This window comes from Pseudoalteromonas sp. NCIMB 1079, from assembly GCF_040567695.1.
GTDB classification, from domain to species: domain Bacteria; phylum Pseudomonadota; class Gammaproteobacteria; order Enterobacterales; family Alteromonadaceae; genus Pseudoalteromonas; species Pseudoalteromonas distincta.
In genome coordinates this window covers 3,129,344-3,148,290 of the sequence record NZ_JBEWZA010000001.1, presented here as the reverse complement: position 1 = coordinate 3,148,290, position 18,947 = coordinate 3,129,344, and the positions used below count along the sequence as shown (strand labels likewise).

The following is an 18,947-nucleotide window of genomic DNA, read 5'->3' as shown; positions in this document are numbered from 1 at the left end:
GGACCTTATTTATGGCATACCCTCAAGCGGTTAGTGCAAGCCTTGAATGCACATCTCATGATGCGCTTATTATTATTAGTAATGACTTTTCTCAGTTACCAAATAACTCATTACGTGATGCTATTTTAGCTCAAGCAAACGTAGATTCTCGCATCGGTAAGCAAGTTACTTTATTAGTAATTGAAAACAAGCGCGTTGTACTTGCGCCAACCGGTCCGTTAAATAGAGATTACGACGACGTGCGTCGTTATTTTGATGCTGCTAAATTAGCAATTAACGAAGCAAAAGCGTCGGGCAGTGTTAACCCTGCATTATTTTTACCAAATTTAAATGACGATAGCCGTTATCAGCATGCTTTAGAAGTTGCTTATTTAGGCGCTTGCCAAGCCTTATGGCAGCCATTAGAAGCGCGTGAATATCACGGTGAAAGCATTGAACCTATTACACAGATTGGTTTAGTTGGCGCAAGCGAGCAAACGATTAAAGCTGTTAATGCAATTGCAGCAGGCCAATATGCAGCGCGTGACCTGTGTGGTACTGAACCTGAGCGTATGGCTCCACCACGCTTTGCAGATTACTGTGTTGATTTATTTAAAGGCTCAAACATTGCGGTTGACGTAATTGACGATATTGCAGCTATTGATAAAAACTACCCAATGCTGAGTACAGTTGCTCGCGCATCGTATGCAGTTGAGCGCCATCACCCACGTGTTGTTAAGCTTGAATATGTACCAGAGGGCGAAATTACTCGCACACTTATGTTTGTAGGTAAGGGGCTTGTATACGATACAGGCGGTGCAGATTTAAAAGTAGGCGGTTATATGGCAGGCATGAGCCGTGATAAAGGCGGCGCAGCTTCTGTTGCTGGCTTTATGAAAGCCGTTGCGGATTATCAGCCTAAAGGCGTTAAAGTGGTATCGTACTTAGCTGTTGTTCGTAACTCTATTGGCTCGGATTGTTTTGTGCCAGATGAAATTATTACTAGCCGTGAAGGTGTTCGTGTACGTATTGGTAATACCGATGCAGAAGGGCGCTTAGCAATGGGCGACCTGCTTAGCGAAATGAAAGATTTAGCTAAAACAGAGGTTAATCCAACGTTATTTACTGTAGCTACATTAACGGGTCATGCAGCTCGTGCAATGGGTCCTTACGGTGCGTATGTTGAAAATGGTCCAGCTCGTAGCGCTGGTGTTTCACGTCAAATAGCTGATTTGGGTGACTTATGGGCCGATGGCGCTGAAGTATCGCGTTCACGCCGTGAAGACTACGACTTTATTAAACCACGCACGCTAGCTGACGATGTTTTATCTAGTAATAACGCAGCATCTGCCGTGACTGCGCGTGGACATCAGTTCCCTATGGCGTTTATGGCTATTGTTGGTGGGCTTGATAAGCATGGTAATGATTCTGCACAGCCTCTACCTTATGTTCATATGGATATTGCAGGCAGCGGTGTTGAAGGCGGTGATTGGCAGCATGGTAAGCCAACAGCTGCATCAGTAACGAGCTTGTTTGCACGTTATTGTTTGTAAGCTAAAAACTTACATGTAATAAAAAAGCCCTGTTAATTCAGGGCTTTTGCATTTTATGAGGACGCTATCGGTTAATCTAATTTAAAACGATTAACTACGCTCGAAAGACCTTCGCTACTTTGTTTGAGATTATCACTGGCATCAGTAAGCTGCTTAGTATTATTTAATGATTGCTCGGTTGATTGAGATAGTTCATTAATACGCAAATTAACCTCGTCGGCAGCCTGCGTTTGTTGCTCTGTGGCACGTGCTATTTGGCTGTTCATTTCGGTAATAATTGAAACAAGTCGCTCTATTTCATTAAGCGATGTATTGGCTGATGACGCCTGCTCTACGGTAGAAACTGAAAGTGCTTGGCTTGATTTAACTGCTTCTACTGCTGCTTTTGCACCTTCTTGTAGTTTAGTGATCATGGTTTGAATTTCGTCAGTACTTTGCCCTGTACGACTGGCCAATGTTCTTACTTCATCTGCAACCACAGCAAATCCCCGACCATGCTCTCCTGCGCGAGCAGCCTCAATGGCAGCGTTTAATGCCAGTAAGTTTGTCTGCTCCGATATGCTTCTTATTACGTCAAGCACCGAGCCTATATTATGGCTCTCGTTGGCTAAACCTTCTGTTACACGGCTGACTGTTTCAATGTTGCTTGAGAGTGTTTCTATTGCTGTAATTGTTTGCGCAACCACATTTTTACCCGTTGATGCGTTTTGTGCTGCATCCTTAGCTGCTTGCTCTGCGGCTTCAGCGTTACGGCTCACATCGTGTATTTGGTGAGTCATTTGCTCCATGGCAGCTGCAACTTGGGTTGAACTATCGTTTTGAAGCTCTATAAATGAGTGGCTTGTTTTACTTGATTCGTCAACGATTTGTGCATGCTTGCTTACGCCGTTTGCGCTTTGTGATACATGAACAAGTGACTCTCGTATTTTTAAAACAAACAAATTAAATGAGCGCGATAGTTCAGATATTTCATCGTTACCGGATTCATTTAATGTACGGGTTAAGTCGCCTTCGCCTTGTGAAATGTCCTTCATCATATCGGCTGCTAAGCGAGTAGGTATTAAAATACTTTTACCTATAAAGTAACTAAGCAAAATAACAGCAATAATCATAATTATTGCACTGACTATAATTAGGTTACGTTGTTGGCTAAATGCCTCGTCAATTGAATCAAGGTATACACCCGAGCCAATAATCCATTGCCATTGACTAAACCCTTTAACAAAAGCAACTTTCTCTACAGGTTGGTCTTTACCTGGCTTTGGCCATTTATAAGGGATAAATCCCTCGCCAGAGCGTTTAACTATATTTACCATATCAACAAACAATGCTTTGCCGTCAGGGTCCTTGTTATTAGTTAAATCTTTTCCATCAAGCGCCGGTTTTATAGGGTGCATAACCATTGTTGGCTGGTAATTGTTAATCCAAAAGTAATTGGTTTTGTCGTAGCGCAGTGCTTTTATTGCATTAAGTGCTTGTGATTGAGCTTGTTGTTGAGAGAGAGTGTTATCTTGTTCAAGCGCATAATAGTGCTCGATTATACTGTACGCCGTTTCTACTACATTTTGTGTTTTTATGTATTGCTCGTCTTTTAGCGAACTATATTGATGAGTTAGGCTCGATATACTAAGTATTATTAGTCCAAATACAACGATGGCTATTAACAGTGAAAAACGCTGGGATATACTAAAACTTCGTAGATTAGGCATACATTTATCCTCAAAAAGTGTGCGCTTTAGCGCATAGAATAAGCGTAGCTAAAAAAAGAGTTTAATCTAGGCTTAACGCCTATTAATGCAAAAAAAAGGCTGATTTATCAATCAGCCTTTAGTCTGTTATTACTTTACTTGCTTATTTAACGTCAAAATGGCGATTAAAGAAGTTTGTAATTGTTTGATGTAAGTGTGTTTGCACTTGTTTACCGCGTAGGCTGTGCTTAGAGCCTGGGTAGGTCATCATTTCAAACTGTTTTTCGTTATCTTGCAGTTGTTTAAACAACTTAGTTGAATGCGTAAACAATACGTTGTCATCAGCCATTCCATGGTAAATCATTAATGGGCCTTTTAAGCCATCAGCATATGGAAATACTGCGCTGTCTTCATAGCCTTTAGCATTTGTATCGGGGTGACCTAAATAACGCTCTGTGTAATGCGTATCATATAGAGCCCAATCGGTTACTGGAGCACCTGATACGCCGGCTTGAAAGTAATCGCCCGCTTTAAACATAGTCATAAGTGCCATGTAACCGCCGTAACTGTGGCCATAAACACCGATGCGTTGTGGGTCAACGTAATCCAGTGTACGTAAAAACTCTACGCCTTTAATTTGATCGGCAACTTCAACCACACCTAAATGTTTATAAATAGCATCTTCAAACTTTTTACCACGGTTGTACGAACCACGGTTATCCAGTTGAAAAATTACGTAACCTTGTTGCGCCATGTACTGAAAGTACAAGTTTTTACTGCGCCAGCTATTCGTTACTCGCTGAGCATGCGGGCCGCCGTATACGTTAACAATAACAGGGTGCTTTTTGCCATCAGCAATGGTGCTAGGCTTAAATAAACGGTAATGCATAACTTGGCCATCATCGGCTTTAATTGTGCCGTATTCTGGTTTTGCTAAGTCGCTTAAATAAGGAGTAAGCGGATGGTTACTATCAAGCTTATTTTCTTCAAGCCAGGTAATGAATTCGCCGTTTACTTTACGAAGTGCTGCTGAGTTTGGTTTATTATCAGACGAGCTATTATCGATAAAGGTTTTATTGTCTTTTGCTAGCACAACATTGTGGTACTGACCTTTTTCGGTAATACGTTTGGCATCGCCTTTTTTAAATAAAGGCGCGCTGTATAAATGGCTTTCAAGCGGTGTATCTTTTCGACCGGCAAAGTAAACAATGCCTTTTTTCTCATCAATACCTTTTAAGCTATCAACAGCCCAATCACCAGAGGTGATTTGACGTACAAGTTGACCGTTTGTGCGATACAGATATAAATGTTTAAAGCCGTCTCGCTCAGATGCCCATACAAAATGTTTTTTGTCTTTTAAAAACTCAAGATCAAAATGTAGGTTAATCCACGTTTTGCTATTTTCGGTCAGTGCTACTTTTTGGGCTTTAGTTTCGCTGTTATAAAAACGCAGTTCTAATTTATGTTGCGAGCGATTTTGCCATTGGTACGACAGTGTATTGCCGTCTTTTAGCCATTTAGCGCGCGCAATGTAAATGTCTTCATCTTTACCTAAATCAATCCAATCTACTTTTTGGTCGTTTAGCTTAACCACACCAAGTTGAATTTTAACGTTATCGGTACCTGTAAACGGGTAGCGCTGGTTAAATAATTTAACTTCGTCAGCGTAAATTTCGTTACGGATAGCTTCTTTTACAGGGGTTTCGTCAACGCGGGTATAGGCAATTTTAGTTTCATCACCTGACCACCAGTAACCTGTCATACGGCTCATTTCTTCTTGAGCAACAAATTCGGCCATGCCGTTTTTAATTACGCCGCCGCCATCTTTACTAAGCTGAATCTCTTTACCTGATTCAAGCTCTAAAGCATAAAGGTTTTGCTCTCGAATAAACGATACGTAGTTACCTTTAGGTGAAAAGCGTGCATCGGTTTCAAATGCTTCAGTGTCGGTTAGTTTTTTACTTTTAGCTGAGGCTAAATCGTAATAATAAAGGTCACCATTGAGTGGGAATAAAAGTGCTTTGCTATCTTTAGACCATTTGTATTCAAGTATGCCTTTACCAAAAATACGTTGGCGTTCGCGGCGTGCTTTTTCTTCATCTGATAGGTTTTCTGGGCCTGAAAATAACTTTGCCGAATCAACTAGCACACGGTTGGTGTTATCTTTTAGATTGTACTCCCATAAATCGTAGCGGTTGTAGTCATCGCTTTTGCCTTGTAGGTAAGTTACACGGCTGCCGTCAGGCGAAAATTTAAGTTGTACAGGCGATTTACCAGAAAGGCTCGGATCGTCAAAAATACGCTCCAGCGATAAAGGTTTTGCTTGAACACTAATAGCGCCAACCATTAACGGTATAGCTAGTGAGAGGTGTTTTATTTTTTTTAGCACAAGGTTGCCTTAGCTTATTATAAATATTGCTTTGATGGTAAAGCCAAGCGTGTGCAACTGCAACTAAATGCTATAAAGTGGCGATTATCAAAGACAAAGTAGGACATAGCAATGACTCACCCTGAATTTAAACTAGCGCCAGAACTTAAACGCGACTGTATAGAACTTGCCGATTGGCCACTGTGTAAAGTGCTTTTACTGAACGACAGCTTGTATCCGTGGTTTGTATTAGTGCCTAGGCAGGCTAACTTAAAAGAGATAATTGATTTATCTGAGGATGATCAAATTGTTTATTTAAAAGAGTCAGCCAAGCTAAGTAAATTATTAATGGATGTATTTAAACCAGATAAATTAAACATAGCGGCTTTAGGGAATATGGTGCCGCAATTGCATATTCATCATATTGCGCGTTTTACGAGTGATGCTGCATGGCCTGCGCCAATATGGGGTAAGCACCCAGCAGTGCCTTATACAGATCTACAAATCACAGAGCTAAAAAAAGCGCTGCAGTTTTAAGCTGCAACGCTTTTTTAGGGTTTAACTAAACTTATTTAAGCCCTAGTATTTCCTTACCTTGCTTAAATGTTACATCTACAGGGATATTAGCTTTGCTTAGTTTTTCTAAGTCTTTAGCAAGTTCTTCTTTAATGTCGCCATGCGTTGCAATTAGTTGATCTACTTTTTCGTAATCGCCATCACCCTGTAAGGTTAAAATTAAGCGAGAAAGCTTAGCCATTGCAATGCTCATTTTTTCCATATTAACGCGGTATAAGCCTTCTTCATTTTTAGAAAAAGCACCTTCTTGAGCAAAAAAGTTAAAGCGGATCATATTTGCTTTACCATGCGCGCTTGATGCTCCAAAACGAACTGAGCGGAATATACCTGCCATGAAGGTCGTGTAATAATCTTCAATAGTGCCTTCAGTAATTTCGCCTTTTTTAAGTAACTGTTCAATCATGTATAGACCTAAAATATCGGCTTTACCTTCTTCAAGGGCACTTGCGTGCTCTTGTAATGATTGACGAACAGTACCTTTACCTGTGATTGTGTTTTTAATACCTAAACCGTGAGCCACTTCATGGAACATCGTATTGGCAAAAAATGCATCAAAAGTAATGTGTTTACGCTGCTCTGGTACAATTAACTGCTCTGAAATTGGCACTAAAATTTTATCAAATTTAGCACGCATTGCGTTTTTAAGTTGCAGACGACGAGTTCCTTTTTCTAGCTGTACTTGCTCATCGTTTGGTAAGTTAATTGCAATTGTTTTACTACCCGCGTTTGAATGCCCAGCGTAGTAAACAACATCATAAGCGTTTAAGTCGGCGTCAGAGCCTGGTACTTCTTGTTTGTACTTATCATCTACAGGTAAGCCTTTTTGAAGCTCAGGTAAAAATGCTGCAAACTTAGCTAAGCGTTCGCTCCATTTTAAATCTTTAATAAGTACGTAAGATTCATAAGCTGCGCGGTAACCAAATAATTGATCTTCATAAGTTTCAATTGGACCAATAACCACATCTACTGGGTTATTTTTCATATCCATCCAAGCAAAGTCAGATACTTGGAAGTCATCTTTTTGTAGAGCATCGGCACGCAAGTTTAGATAGTTAGCAAATTCTTTATCGTCAGCAAGTTTGCTTGCTTCACGTAAAATATCAGCGGCTTTTGCAAGCTCATCAGCGTATTCTTTTGAATAAGGCACGCTGTAAAGCTTACCTTGCTCATCACGCTTAATTACAGAATAAAGCCCTGTTTTATCTTCAACGTCTGCATTGTTCAACTCTTCTTTGGTTATATCAGCAGGGTAAAACTGTGCGCCAAGAGGTTTTTCTTTATAGCTGGATAAAAATGCTTCATCACCATTTAAACGATCCCATGGACCATAGTTAATGTCAGCAAATTTACGTACTTTTTCATCGTTTAGTTTTGCTAAAAAAGCATCTTTATTTTCACCAAATGCTTGCTTCCAAAATAACTCATCCATTATTTTTGAAGCGTCAATAAGCTTTGCAACCATTGCTCGTTGATTATCGCTTAAGTGCGATAAATCACTTTGTAAGCTAAAGTCGGTGTAAATATCTAAACGTTGTTTATCTGCATTAATAAGCTTAGGGCCTGACTGTGCACTGCTTTTTTGAGCAAGCTCTGTGGCTGTGTTGTCGGTAGAAGACGGCGCTTGTTCAGAACATGCGCTTAGAAAAACAACACCAGAGAGCATAATTGCTTGGCTAATTTTATTTAAGATCATTATATTGCCTGTTAAAAAGTAAGTTTAATAATTTGTACTGCTTTAGTTAAAATATTAAGTATGTACAAACGCTTCCTTATTGTGAGTGCATTAAAGCAAAACTAAATGGTAAATAGCAAGTATTTGGCGTTGTAAGGCAAGCATGAGCGGTAAAGCATTATAAATAAAAATAAACTTCTATAATTTTCTTAACTTTATCGGTAAGTTAGACAATACTAATTATATTACTAATACGAAAATTAACTGCCTGAGTTTGCAGTTACTTTACAGGCTGAACACAAAAGGATGGCAGCTTTATGTCTACAGAAAACGCTTTATTAACGATTCTAGTCGATAGAATAAATAACGATACGTTGGTTTTACCAACGCTACCTGAAGTAGCGATTAAGGTTCGCCAAGCTGCAGATAACCCAGATGTGAATTTAATCCAAATGTCAGATGTAATCTCACAAGATCCAGCGCTTTCAGCTCGTATGATAAAAGTAGCTAATAGTGCGATTATGGGACGTTTTGTAAAAGTATCTAATTTACAACAAGCAGTGACTCGTATTGGATTACGTCAAATTAAAAACATTGCTACAGCTATGGCTATGGAACAATTATTTGTATCAAATAATGAGCTAATTAAAGGCTACATGGGTAAGGCATGGCAAAAAACATTAACTGTTGCTAGCCATTCAATATCACTCATGGAATTTTATTTAAAAAATAGTAAGCACACGTCACTAAACCGCGATTCTATTACACTCGCCGCACTTGTTTATAATATTGGTGTATTACCAATTTTAACCGAAGCTGAGCGCCACCCAGAGGTATTTGCTAATCCAAGCTTTTTGGCTCATGCAATTCAAAAGCTGAGTGGAAAAATTGGCTCATCTATTATGCAAGCGTGGGAATTCCCTAAAGAGTTTGTTGATGTAGCTCAGAGCTGGGCTGACCCAAGTTACAAACCTGAAAAAGTAAGTTACGTGGATTTTATTCGAGTAGGGGCTATTTTAGAGGGCACGTTACAGGTTTCTGATAAGTCTGCAGCGCTGCAAACGTATATAGACAAAGGCGTTATACCGTCTATGCAGCTATTCACAAGTGATGAGTACAACGACATGCTAAAAGATGTGAAAAACATGTTTAGCTAAACATGTTTTATTACACAAACAAAAAGGGTTAACTTGCGTTAACCCTTTTTTATTTCTATTGAATAGCGTCTAGTACTATTCCATCGGTTCTGCGAGTAGGGTATAGCGATTCAACCACAAAGCTGGGAATAAACCCTTTAGCTGATGACACCACTACTTTAGATTTAGCGCCAATAATACGAGCATTAACAATAACACCGCGGTTGGTGTATGTAAGCGTCCCAGTTAAAGTGTATTCAATATGTGGGTAGCCTTTAATATCTTTGCCATTACGGCTAAATGAAAAATCACCCATCGGCGTCACGTGCACTGTGCCTGTGTGCTTATAATCTACAACAGACAAACCAAACTCTTGTAATTCAGTAATAAAGCTTTCAGCTAAATGATTGCCAAAAATATTAGTAGTTTGCAGGTTGTCGTCTAAATTTACAAACGAAGTTATAGCGATAGGCGTGCTACTATTTATGTAATTCATATTTTCAATTAGCTTCATTGCTAATTGCTCTGTGTAATTACTTAGTAACTTACTGCTGTTAATTGGGCGGTAATTATTTTCTGGAAATTGCCAATTACTCACGCGCGGCTGATTATTTTCAGCATAGCGATTATGGGCATTATTATAGCCAATATTGTTATGTGGTGCATGTCCATTGTAAACAGGATGGGTAGAGCAAGCTGAGAGTGATAGTGTAAAAAGTGCCGATAAAGTAAGAGTTATTTTTTTTGATAACATGTTTTCTTCCTGAAACATAAGGGGATTTTATAAATACCCCTCCTTATCGACACACTTTTTGATTACTTTAATTAAATTTAATAATTAATTTGTTTATTTTTAATTATGGTGCTTTTGTAACCTCTTCTTTTTTATAGCGAAGCTTACCTGCTACCCATGTTTGCAGTACGTTTGTTTTGTATATCTCCTCAACAGGTACTTTAAAGTAGTCTTTATCAATTAAAATAAAGTCGGCCCATTTTCCTTTTTCTAAACTACCCACCTTAAATTCTTGATGAGCTGCATAGGCGCCGCCAAGAGTAAATGCACGTAATGCATCTTCGCGGCTTAGTACTTCACTTGCGCGCCAGCCGTTTTCCGGTAGTTTGTTATGATCCATGCGTGTAATGGCTGAATACAAACCATCAAATGGATTTGCAAGCTCTACAGGGTAATCAGAGCCTGCCGCAACCACCGAACCTTGCTGTAAAAATGTTTGCCACGCGTAGGCGCCGCTTAGTTGTTTTTCAGTTAAACGCTGCTCTGCCATATGCATATCAGAAGTAGCATGTACTGGCTGCATTGAAGGGATTATTTTTAACGCTTTAAAGCGAGGGATATCATCAGGGGTTACAATTTGGGCGTGCTCTATTCGGTTTCGCAGTAATATACCGCCCGTTTTTTTAAACACATTTTGATAAGCATCGAGTACTACTTTATTTGCTTTGTCGCCAATGGCGTGAGTATTTGCGCTAAAGCCGCTTTTAAAGCTTTGTGTAAAGAGTGCTTCGAGTTTCTCTTGTGTTTCAAGCATTAAACCATGGTGACTAGGTCTGTCTGCATATTCTTCAATAAGTGCTGCACCACGAGAGCCCAGTGCGCCATCGGCGTAAACTTTAACACTGCGAATTTCCATAAAGTCATTTTTGTCGTGGTATCGGCCTGCCTTTAACATTGTGTCTAAATCAGGGCTTGCACCACTTAACATTGCCACAATACGTAGCGGTAAATTACCAAGGTCGCCGCGCTCTTTGTAAACCTCCCATGTGGTTTTATCAATACCTGCATCGTGAGTAGAGGTAATGCCTAAACTTAATAAATGTTTACCTGCTGCATCTAGTGAGTCACTTATATCTTGTTTTGAAGGGGCTGGCATATGTTGGGTAATTAGCGATTCTGCTTTGTCTACAAAAATACCCGTAGGATTGCCAAATTCGTCTTTAATTATCTCACCGCCTTCAGGTGCTTTTGTTTGGGCGGTAATACCTGCAAGTTCGAGCGCTTTTGAATTAACCCAAATGGCGTGGCTATCAACTCGAGAAAGCACCACAGGTCGATCGTTAACTACTTTGTCTAAATCTTTAGCCGTAGGAAAGCGTGTATCAGCCCAAAGCTCTTGGTTCCAGCCTCGTCCTATAATCCAACCTTGTTTGTTATCGGCAAATACTTTTAGTTTATTCGTTACTTCATCAACCGATTTTGCACCGCGCACATCAAGTTGCGATAAATTATCGCCAAGGCCAATAACGTGCCCATGAGCATCAATTAAGCCTGGTAATAAGGTATTACCGTGCGCGTCAATTAGCTTGGCATCTGGGTAGCTATCTTTAAGTGTATCGCTACCTAGTTTTACTACCTTGCCATTTTTAATAACGAGGGTAGTAAACTGCTGTACTTCACCTTGGTATAAAAGGGTATAACCATTTGCGTTATAAATTACTTTTGTTTGTGCAAGAGTGTAACTAGAACTAGCGCAAAGGCTGGCTAGTATGAGTGGTTTGATTATTTTTTTGAGCAGCATAAGGCATTATTTTTTATTGTTAGTGCGTTAACACTAGCAAACCCAACTTTATAATACCAATATGTGAGACAAATTATGATGAAGAAAAAAGCAGTAAAGCTAGAATATAAAATATCTAGCTTTTGAAAGGGTTTATTTACTAGCGTATAAACTGTATTCACTTAGCGTTAGTTTACCGTCTTTGTCTTGATCGTAGCTTGAAAACCGAGACCACAAAGCGGGGTCTACAGCGGTTTCTGAACGTGTTAAAAAACCATCCTGGTTTCTATCAAGTTCTTCAAATTGCTCTGCAACATTGTTGCTTGCAGCAAAGCCTAATGTGCTAAAAATACTAAACGCAAAAAGCGCTATATAGCTTGTTTTTTTCATGAAAAATACTCAGTAGAGGTTATTGGTAAGGTAATTTTTAAATTCGATTAACGAAATTTGGTTATCTTGGTTTTTGTCCCATTTTACAAATGTGTTTAATAGTTGTGGTTGGGGATCAAGTTCGTCATGCGTTAAATAGCCACTTTTGTCGCTATCGAGGTGATCAAAGCGTTGCTTTACATCAAGTGCAGCGGCATCAAAGCTTAATAGCATTAAGATGCTTATAGTAAGGGGAAGTATCTTCATGGTGTTCCTTCCAAAAGATGTATTTAAAGTTTGTGGCTAAAATAAAGTGAAAAGGAAAAAGCACTTGCCGTAATTTAACTCCCAACATTAAATCCTTTTACACACTCCCTCAGGGATTATGGCAAATGCTTTTAATTCCAGTTTACCTATAACAAGCTTAAGTAAAGCTTAATCAGTAATTACTCATTAAGGTTTAAAGCTTTCAAATTCTTTTTTTGAGACTTTTTCATCACCGTCTTCATCTAAGTCAGCAAACTGTCTCATTACTTCCTTGTCTTCCTTTGCTTCTGCAATCGATATTTGTCCGTCCATGTCTTTATCTAAGTGGGCAAAACGCACATTTGTTGGCGATGCAATTACGGTGGCACTAATTGCTAAAAACATTAATGAAAAAGCGGCTATAAGTTGTTTCATAATCACGTTCCTTATTAAATGAGTTTATTGAATAAATTTTTTGAATTCATCTAGCGACAATTGCCCATCTTGATTAGTATCAATTTGAGAAAAATTCTCGTGTAACACAGCATCTTCACCTGCTTCGGCTTCACTTAATGTGCCGTTACTGTCTTTATCAAGTTCGTTAAAAGTCGCGTGAACGTCCATTGCGTGTGCATTAGCGCCTAAAAAGCCTAAAGCCAGTAATGATGAAATTACTAAAATGCGTTTGTTCATAATTATTTCCTTATTGATTAAAGTTATTACTTCCTATTACAAAAATGGTGCCAATAATAATTATTGTTATTTTTCAATTGGTTATTGTTTTTGCTTTAAGCCAGTGAGAAGTTTTTACTGGGTTTATTGTAATTTTTGTGCGCCTTTTGCAACATTATTTGGTGGGGATGAAAGGGAGTTTATTAAAATCAACGAGTTACGCTGTCTCTATTTGGCGACACATTGTTTTATAGTGCTGGCTGTTAATCGTATTAAATATAATTGCTGGTTCAGCTAGTGTATAAGGTAAGCACTTAATAATAGAGCGCTTAACTTAAAAGGACTAAACTAAATGCCAGCAACCATAGCTAAAAAATACCAAGCAATGCTTAACTGGCGGCCTAATTTAATTGGGCAATTTGCAATGAGTATGCTGCTTTCGCTACTTCCGCTTTCTATAGTGGTGATCGTATTTTTAAATGCGCTTAATAAGCAATTAGCGGTTACTCAAAGTATTGTGAGTAGTAACTACCAAGTTACCAAATCGTTTAACACTTTAAAGCAAGAACTCAACAGCCTTGAGCGCGCTACTAGGCAAAACTGGGTATTAAAAAGTGAATCGCTTGATAAGCTCATTGTCGATAAATGGCAATCATCCCTACAAAGCATTGATGAACTCAAATTTGTAAACACGAATAAAGAGTATATCCACCAATGGCAACGCTTATATACCACCTTACAAACCGCGCATGTAAAACTCGTTGAGCAAAAACAACAACAAGCTGAGCTATTTGTGCCAGTGAGCGACTTAGTTGCTGAGCTTACTTTATGGTTACGTGATAAAAACGAAGCGCAAATTACCAATAACCAAAATGAGCTTACAAGCCTGCAAGCGTCATTTATAAACTGGCTGGTGGCACTTATTCCACTGACTTTAATTGTTGGGGGAGGTTTTTTATGGCGCATAAGTGGGCGGCTAAAAGGGTTAACTACGGTTATTGATAAGCTTGGGCAGGGGCATTGGCAGCAAAAAATATCTGTGAAAGGTTCAGCTGAGCTTGTTGAGCTAGGAGAAAAGCTCCAATGGGTACAAGAACAACTTCATATGCTTGAGCAGCAAAAAGATACTTTTTTACGCCATGTAACTCATGAGCTAAAAACGCCGCTTGCTTCAATGGTCGAAGGCACTGATTTATTAACTGATGAAATAGTAGGTCCAATTACTGCTGAGCAAAAAGCAGTGCTTGAGCTCATTAGTCAATCTATGGTGCGCCTTCGTACAATGATTGACAGTTTGCTGAGTTATAATGCGATTCGCACCAGTAAAGACAGCCTAAGCGAAGTTGAATTTAGCTATCTTATTAATAAAATTAATAGCCATTTTGAGCATCGCTTAAGTGCGCGTGAGCAAGCTCTGCAGTGGCAAAACACTTTACCTAACAAACCGCTTGCTTTACCTAGTGAGCTTATTGAGATGATTTTAATTCAGCTTATTTCAAATGGCTTAAAATTTTCAGATAATAAGCAAAGCGTTACTATTAATTTAGCGCTTGAGCAAAACCAGCTTTGTATCGTTGTACTTGATAAAGGGGGCGGTATTAAAGAGCAAGAAAAAACTCAAATTTTCAGCGCATTTTATCAAGGTAAACACAGTAAAAATGTTACGCTGCAAGGCAGTGGACTGGGTTTAACTATTGTAAAAGAGTCTGTTGAACAGCTAAGAGGTACACTTAGTGTTGAGCATAACGAGCCACATGGTTGCCGGTTTTCAATTAAAATTCCCATAACAAAAAATCTAGGAGTTAATTAACATGCGCTTGCGTTTAATCGCTATTTTATGTGTGCTCAGTAGCAGCATGGTTATATCAGGTTGTGAAATTAATAATGGGCAAGAAGAGCGTGTGTCAATTACACCTGCACCTGTGGTCGATACAAAAAAAACGAACGACAAAAACAGTAACCCTAGTCCAAAACCTAGACCAAAAATTGAACCAAGCTATCCTCCTGCAGAGCAAGTTATTGCATGGCACGCTAATCAGTGTGGCGGATTTAAATTGGTACCTAGCAAAGATGTTTTTACAGGCGAAAACGAGCTTAAACGCTTTTTTAAGTTCATGTGCTTAAACATAAATGATGATCCAAATATGGTAATGACTAAGTTGCTAAAGCTCGATCTTGCTTACTTTTGGCCTGATGACATAAAGCAATATTTATGGCTTCAAAAGCAGCAAGTAACTATGCAAATAAATGCTAAAAAAGAGCAGCAAGCACTTAATAATAAAATGCAAGAAACCCTCTCATCGTTAGCAACGATTGAGCAGCAACTTTTACTACGAGAAGAAACGAAGGAGCAGTAATTATGGCCGCAACTAAAGTACAAGGTGCAAAAGTATTACTCGTAGACGACGACGCTAGCTTATTAAAACTGCTCGCTATTCGTATCGAATCAAAAGGATACGAAGTGACAACCTGTGAAAGCGGTTTAACCGCACTACAAATACTTAAAAGCCAAGTGTTTGACGCCGTAATAACCGACTTACGCATGGATGAAATGGATGGTATGGCACTGCATCGTCAGCTGCAAAGCCGCTACCCAGCATTACCTGTCATTATGATGACAGCGCACGGCTCAATTCCTGATGCAGTAGAGGCAACTAAGCAGGGCATTTTTGCATTTATAACTAAACCAGTGGATAAAGACGAGCTATTTGACAGCCTTGCAAAAGCCATAGAAATTCATGGTGTTAACGCCGATGAAGCTGCACCTAAAAGTAATATAGTTACGCGCAGTGGTGCAATGCTGCACTTGTTAGAGCAAGTAAAGCTACTTGGGCCAACGCAAGTTAATGTACTTATTTCGGGGGCTAGTGGTACTGGTAAAGAATTACTCGCACAGGCGATTCATCAGTATAGTCATGTAAGCGGTGGCCCTTTTGTTGCAATTAACTGCGGCGCTGTACCTGGGGAGCTTTTAGAGTCCGAATTATTTGGTCATAAAAAAGGCTCTTTTACGGGTGCAATTAAAGATCACCAAGGTTTGTTTCAACAAGCACAGGGTGGCACGTTATTTTTAGACGAAATAGGCGATATGCCACTTAACTTACAGGTTAAGTTACTGCGCGTATTACAAGAAAAAACAATTCGCCCAGTAGGTTTTCAAGAAGAAATAGCAATTGATGTACGCATAGTGTCGGCAACACATAAAAATCTTCCTGAAGCTATTTTAAACCAGCAATTTAGAGAAGATTTATACTATCGCTTAAACGTAGTTAATTTAAAATTACCGCCACTGTGTGAGCGCCGCGAAGATATAAGCTTATTAGCACAGCACTTTAGTGCAAGCATTGCTAAGCGCATGAACCAAACTGAAAAACACTTTGCAAGCGATGCTATGCATGCGCTTGTACGTTACGACTGGCCCGGTAATATCCGCCAATTACAAAACGTAGTAGAGCAGGTTGTAGCATTAACGCCAAGCGATGTTATTTCAGAGCACTTAGTGTTAGCTGCGCTAAATAGTAACGAAACAAACGTAGAACCATTATCACTAAACGACGCTAAAAAAGAGTTTGAGCGCGACTATGTAATTAACACTTTAAAAATGGCAGGTGGTAACGTAGCCGAAGGCGCTAAGCTTGCCAAGCGCAATCGCTCAGATTTTTATAAGTTGATTAAAAAGCATAATATTGATGTTGATAATTTAGGTTAAGGAAAAGCATGCAGTTATTTATGGTGTATTTAGGTGGCCGGATTCAAGGTTGCCACATTGAAATGCATGATATTCGTTTTGTTGTAGGGCAAAACATTGAGCAAACTTATACAAAGTTAAAAAGCCAATGGGTAGGCGACAGAAGTAGTGTTCACATGGATAGCTACATGGCAATTAATCATATTGATGGCTTTAAAGTAGAAGTTGTCGACAGCTATGTGGAGCAAAATAAACAACTCTATTTTGTAAATTTAGGCGCTTACAGAAGTGATTCTATGGCTGAGCAACACGACTTTGCATTGTATGTTGCAAGCAGTAGCCATGAAGCTAAAGAGCGCGCTAAAAACGATTTACTCGCAGGGCTTAGCCATATCCATAAAGATGATTTACATGACGTAGACGATTGCTTTGCCATTGATTTACTCGACAGCCAGCTAAACATTAAGCTCACGCCCAGCGGTATATCGCAGCCTATAAAGCCAGACTGGTTTGGCTATCACATACTTTAAATTATAATAAGTAGCTAAAACTGAGTAGGATTAAGAGTCCTGCTCGTTTTGTTCATCCTTTTCGCTTTTAGCCGCCATTTTAAACGCCACAATAACCAATCCAAACATAGCAAACGGCAGTGCTGCTAACATGTATTCAACTACATTACTGTCTTGAAAATTTGCTTGTAGTAAAAAGTGACCCGCCACACACATTAAAATAACCACTAATAAAATGGGTAGTAACATGAGTTCTTTTTTTGATGAATGGTTTTTCATTAATTGCGAAGCTATAGCTGAAAATAATGCGCCATTGTAATGAGCTTACTTAAGCTTGGCAAACACCGCAGAATTTTTTAATTAATGTTATGATTAGTATCAAACAATTTTATTAATGTTTATGGGAATAAAGTGAAAAGTAACTTAAAAAAAGTTTACCTCGTTGGTGGTGCAGTGCGCGACAAACTGCTAAATATAAAATCGAAAGATAACGATTATGTAGTGATTGGTGAAACGCCAGACACAATGCAGTCGCTCGGTTTTGTACCAATAGGTAGCGACTTTCCGGTTTACTTGCACCCAAAAACAAAAGAAGAATATGCACTTGGGCGCACAGAGCGTAAAAGCGGCAAAGGCTATACTGGCTTTGTGGTTGATGCCAGCCCAACGGTAACGCTCGAAGAAGATTTAGCAAGGCGTGATTTGACCATAAATTCAATGGCGCTTGATGAACACGGTAATATTATTGACCCGTTTAATGGCCAAGCTGACTTACAAAATAAAACACTGCGCCACACCACTGAGGCATTTGTAGAAGACCCTGTTCGAGTGCTGCGTATTGCCCGTTTTTTAGCGCGCTATGGCAGTGATTGGCGTATTCACCCAAGTACGTATGCATTAATGCGCGAGCTTAAAAATAAAGGTGAGCTAAATCATTTAGTACCTGAGCGCGTGTGGCTTGAAACTGAAAAAGCACTGGGTGAAAAGTACCCTGAGCTTTATTTTGAAGCACTGCAAGGTTTGGGGGTTTTTCCAGAGCTTGAGCGCATGGTTAATGTACCGCAACCGGCAAACCATCATCCTGAAGGAGATGTATTTGTACATACTATGCTGGTACTTAGGCGTGCAGCCGATTTAAATTTTAATTTAGAAACACGTTTTGCTGCACTAACCCATGATTTTGGAAAAGCGCTTAGTTTTAAAAAATATGGAAACCTACGTGGGCACGAACGCGAAGGTGTTGCAGTTATTGAGGCGTTTTGTGAGCGCTTAAAAGTGCCTAACCGTTTTCGCGATATTGGCGTACTCACCAGTGATAATCACACCCTTTGCCACACGATTGATCAGTTAAGGCCGCAAACCATTCACAAGCTAATAGTGACTAACTTAAATGCGTTGGTACACCCAGAACGTTTTATAGCGTTTACCCAAGCATGCCAATGCGATGCACAAGGGCGTGGTGAAACACTTGTTGATAAGCCATACCCGCAATCAGCTAAGCTGCGAGCAATTCATACTGAACTGCAAAAAATGGATAAGAAGCTGGTAGTGCAAAATGCACTTAAAAATGGCAAAAAAGGCCCTGAAATAGGCGAAGAAGTAAAACTTGCAGAAATAAACTGCATTAAAGCATTTTTAGAACATGAGAAGTCCCAAGCGTAATAAAATTAGACTAAGTAGTGCGATACGCCTTGGTTTTTGGTCGCGTCGTGCTTTCTTAGCTCTTTGTAGTTTGTACTTTTTGGTTTTACATTTTCAGGCTCAGGTTTTTTAGAGGGCCTGTATAAGTCAAAAATAAAGTCTAGTTCTTCACGCTCTAGTGATGGTTTCATGAGTATTCCTTCAATTTAATACTTTAATATGATGTAGGGTATGGTCATTCGACTGAATTAAAAGTGAATAGTTACATTTGAAGTTGTACTAAATTGTAACCGGCGGGTTTTAAGGGATGAGAGGAATTTGTTTGTTAATTTATATG

At 39.3% G+C, this 18,947-nt stretch carries 19 protein-coding genes; 8 read left to right on the top strand and 11 right to left on the bottom strand.

Translation table 11 applies throughout. The features are described 5' to 3' along the window. The first annotated feature begins 11 nt into the window (after window positions 1–11). Complete coding sequence (locus ABX891_RS14635) at window positions 12–1,532, top strand: M17 family metallopeptidase (protein ID WP_354629795.1); 1,521 nt, start codon at window positions 12–14, stop codon at window positions 1,530–1,532. Between the two features lie 71 nt (window positions 1,533–1,603). Here ABX891_RS14635 and ABX891_RS14630 read toward each other — a convergent pair whose 3' ends face one another. Next, window positions 1,604–3,241: a methyl-accepting chemotaxis protein gene (locus tag ABX891_RS14630; protein ID WP_354629794.1), complete on the bottom strand. Its 1,638-nt coding sequence runs from the start codon at window positions 3,239–3,241 to the stop codon at window positions 1,604–1,606. A 142-nt stretch (window positions 3,242–3,383) separates the two neighbouring features. Continuing rightward, on the bottom strand, window positions 3,384–5,609 hold the full coding sequence (locus tag ABX891_RS14625) for a S9 family peptidase (RefSeq protein WP_165743395.1): 2,226 nt from the start codon (window positions 5,607–5,609) through the stop codon (window positions 3,384–3,386). Window positions 5,610–5,720: 111 nt separating this feature from the next. On the opposite strand from ABX891_RS14625, the gene ABX891_RS14620 reads away from it, so the two are divergent. Then, complete coding sequence (locus tag ABX891_RS14620; protein WP_024597591.1) at window positions 5,721–6,125, top strand: HIT domain-containing protein; 405 nt, start codon at window positions 5,721–5,723, stop codon at window positions 6,123–6,125. 31 nt (window positions 6,126–6,156) lie between these two features. Here the strand turns inward: ABX891_RS14620 and ABX891_RS14615 are convergent, their stop codons facing one another. Further along, window positions 6,157–7,857, bottom strand: a complete 1,701-nt coding sequence (locus ABX891_RS14615; protein ID WP_354629793.1) for a DUF8614 domain-containing protein — start codon at window positions 7,855–7,857, stop codon at window positions 6,157–6,159. A 296-nt stretch (window positions 7,858–8,153) separates the two neighbouring features. Between ABX891_RS14615 and ABX891_RS14610 the strand changes: the two genes are divergently transcribed. After that, window positions 8,154–8,993 carry an HDOD domain-containing protein gene (locus ABX891_RS14610; RefSeq protein ID WP_354629792.1) on the top strand — a complete coding sequence of 280 codons (840 nt, stop codon included), beginning with the start codon at window positions 8,154–8,156 and terminating at the stop codon, window positions 8,991–8,993. A 55-nt stretch (window positions 8,994–9,048) separates the two neighbouring features. On the opposite strand, the gene ABX891_RS14605 is transcribed toward ABX891_RS14610, so the two are convergent. The 6 genes from ABX891_RS14605 to ABX891_RS14580 all read right to left on the bottom strand — a co-directional run bounded on the left by ABX891_RS14605 (window position 9,049) and on the right by ABX891_RS14580 (window position 12,793). After that, a complete protein-coding gene (locus ABX891_RS14605) occupies window positions 9,049–9,726 on the bottom strand; it encodes a FlgO family outer membrane protein (RefSeq protein WP_182752465.1) in 678 nt (225 codons plus the stop codon). A 103-nt stretch (window positions 9,727–9,829) separates the two neighbouring features. After that, on the bottom strand, window positions 9,830–11,506 hold the full coding sequence (locus ABX891_RS14600) for an amidohydrolase (protein ID WP_354629791.1): 1,677 nt from the start codon (window positions 11,504–11,506) through the stop codon (window positions 9,830–9,832). A gap of 132 nt (window positions 11,507–11,638) precedes the next feature. Then, window positions 11,639–11,875 carry an EF-hand domain-containing protein gene (locus ABX891_RS14595; RefSeq protein ID WP_354629790.1) on the bottom strand — a complete coding sequence of 79 codons (237 nt, stop codon included), beginning with the start codon at window positions 11,873–11,875 and terminating at the stop codon, window positions 11,639–11,641. 9 nt (window positions 11,876–11,884) lie between these two features. After that, window positions 11,885–12,121, bottom strand: a complete 237-nt coding sequence (locus tag ABX891_RS14590) for an EF-hand domain-containing protein (RefSeq protein ID WP_182694203.1) — start codon at window positions 12,119–12,121, stop codon at window positions 11,885–11,887. 186 nt (window positions 12,122–12,307) lie between these two features. Continuing rightward, window positions 12,308–12,535 carry an EF-hand domain-containing protein gene (locus ABX891_RS14585; RefSeq protein WP_024597597.1) on the bottom strand — a complete coding sequence of 76 codons (228 nt, stop codon included), beginning with the start codon at window positions 12,533–12,535 and terminating at the stop codon, window positions 12,308–12,310. Window positions 12,536–12,559: 24 nt separating this feature from the next. Then, complete coding sequence (locus ABX891_RS14580) at window positions 12,560–12,793, bottom strand: EF-hand domain-containing protein (RefSeq protein ID WP_002961641.1); 234 nt, start codon at window positions 12,791–12,793, stop codon at window positions 12,560–12,562. A gap of 331 nt (window positions 12,794–13,124) precedes the next feature. On the opposite strand from ABX891_RS14580, the gene ABX891_RS14575 reads away from it, so the two are divergent. From ABX891_RS14575 to ABX891_RS14560, 4 genes are read left to right on the top strand one after another with little or no spacing between them, the layout of a single operon-like run. Next, on the top strand, window positions 13,125–14,582 hold the full coding sequence (locus ABX891_RS14575; protein ID WP_354629789.1) for a sensor histidine kinase: 1,458 nt from the start codon (window positions 13,125–13,127) through the stop codon (window positions 14,580–14,582). Window position 14,583: 1 nt separating this feature from the next. Further along, entirely contained in the window at window positions 14,584–15,129 is a 546-nt protein-coding gene (locus tag ABX891_RS14570) for a hypothetical protein (RefSeq protein WP_197098145.1), read from the top strand. A gap of 2 nt (window positions 15,130–15,131) precedes the next feature. Next, the gene (locus tag ABX891_RS14565; protein WP_354629788.1) at window positions 15,132–16,481 is read left to right on the top strand and encodes a sigma 54-interacting transcriptional regulator; all 1,350 of its coding nucleotides are present in this window, start codon (window positions 15,132–15,134) and stop codon (window positions 16,479–16,481) included. 8 nt (window positions 16,482–16,489) lie between these two features. Continuing rightward, window positions 16,490–16,990: a DUF1543 domain-containing protein gene (locus ABX891_RS14560; protein ID WP_354629787.1), complete on the top strand. Its 501-nt coding sequence runs from the start codon at window positions 16,490–16,492 to the stop codon at window positions 16,988–16,990. Window positions 16,991–17,020: 30 nt separating this feature from the next. Here the strand turns inward: ABX891_RS14560 and ABX891_RS14555 are convergent, their stop codons facing one another. Continuing rightward, entirely contained in the window at window positions 17,021–17,248 is a 228-nt protein-coding gene (locus ABX891_RS14555; RefSeq protein ID WP_007581571.1) for a hypothetical protein, read from the bottom strand. Window positions 17,249–17,380: 132 nt separating this feature from the next. Here ABX891_RS14555 and ABX891_RS14550 point away from each other — a divergent pair, with 132 nt between their 5' ends. Continuing rightward, window positions 17,381–18,631: a multifunctional CCA addition/repair protein gene (locus ABX891_RS14550; RefSeq protein WP_354629786.1), complete on the top strand. Its 1,251-nt coding sequence runs from the start codon at window positions 17,381–17,383 to the stop codon at window positions 18,629–18,631. 5 nt (window positions 18,632–18,636) lie between these two features. Here the strand turns inward: ABX891_RS14550 and ABX891_RS14545 are convergent, their stop codons facing one another. Then, window positions 18,637–18,801, bottom strand: coding sequence for a hypothetical protein (locus ABX891_RS14545; RefSeq protein WP_165743405.1), 165 nt, complete (start codon window positions 18,799–18,801; stop codon window positions 18,637–18,639). Window positions 18,802–18,947: the final 146 nt, after the last annotated feature.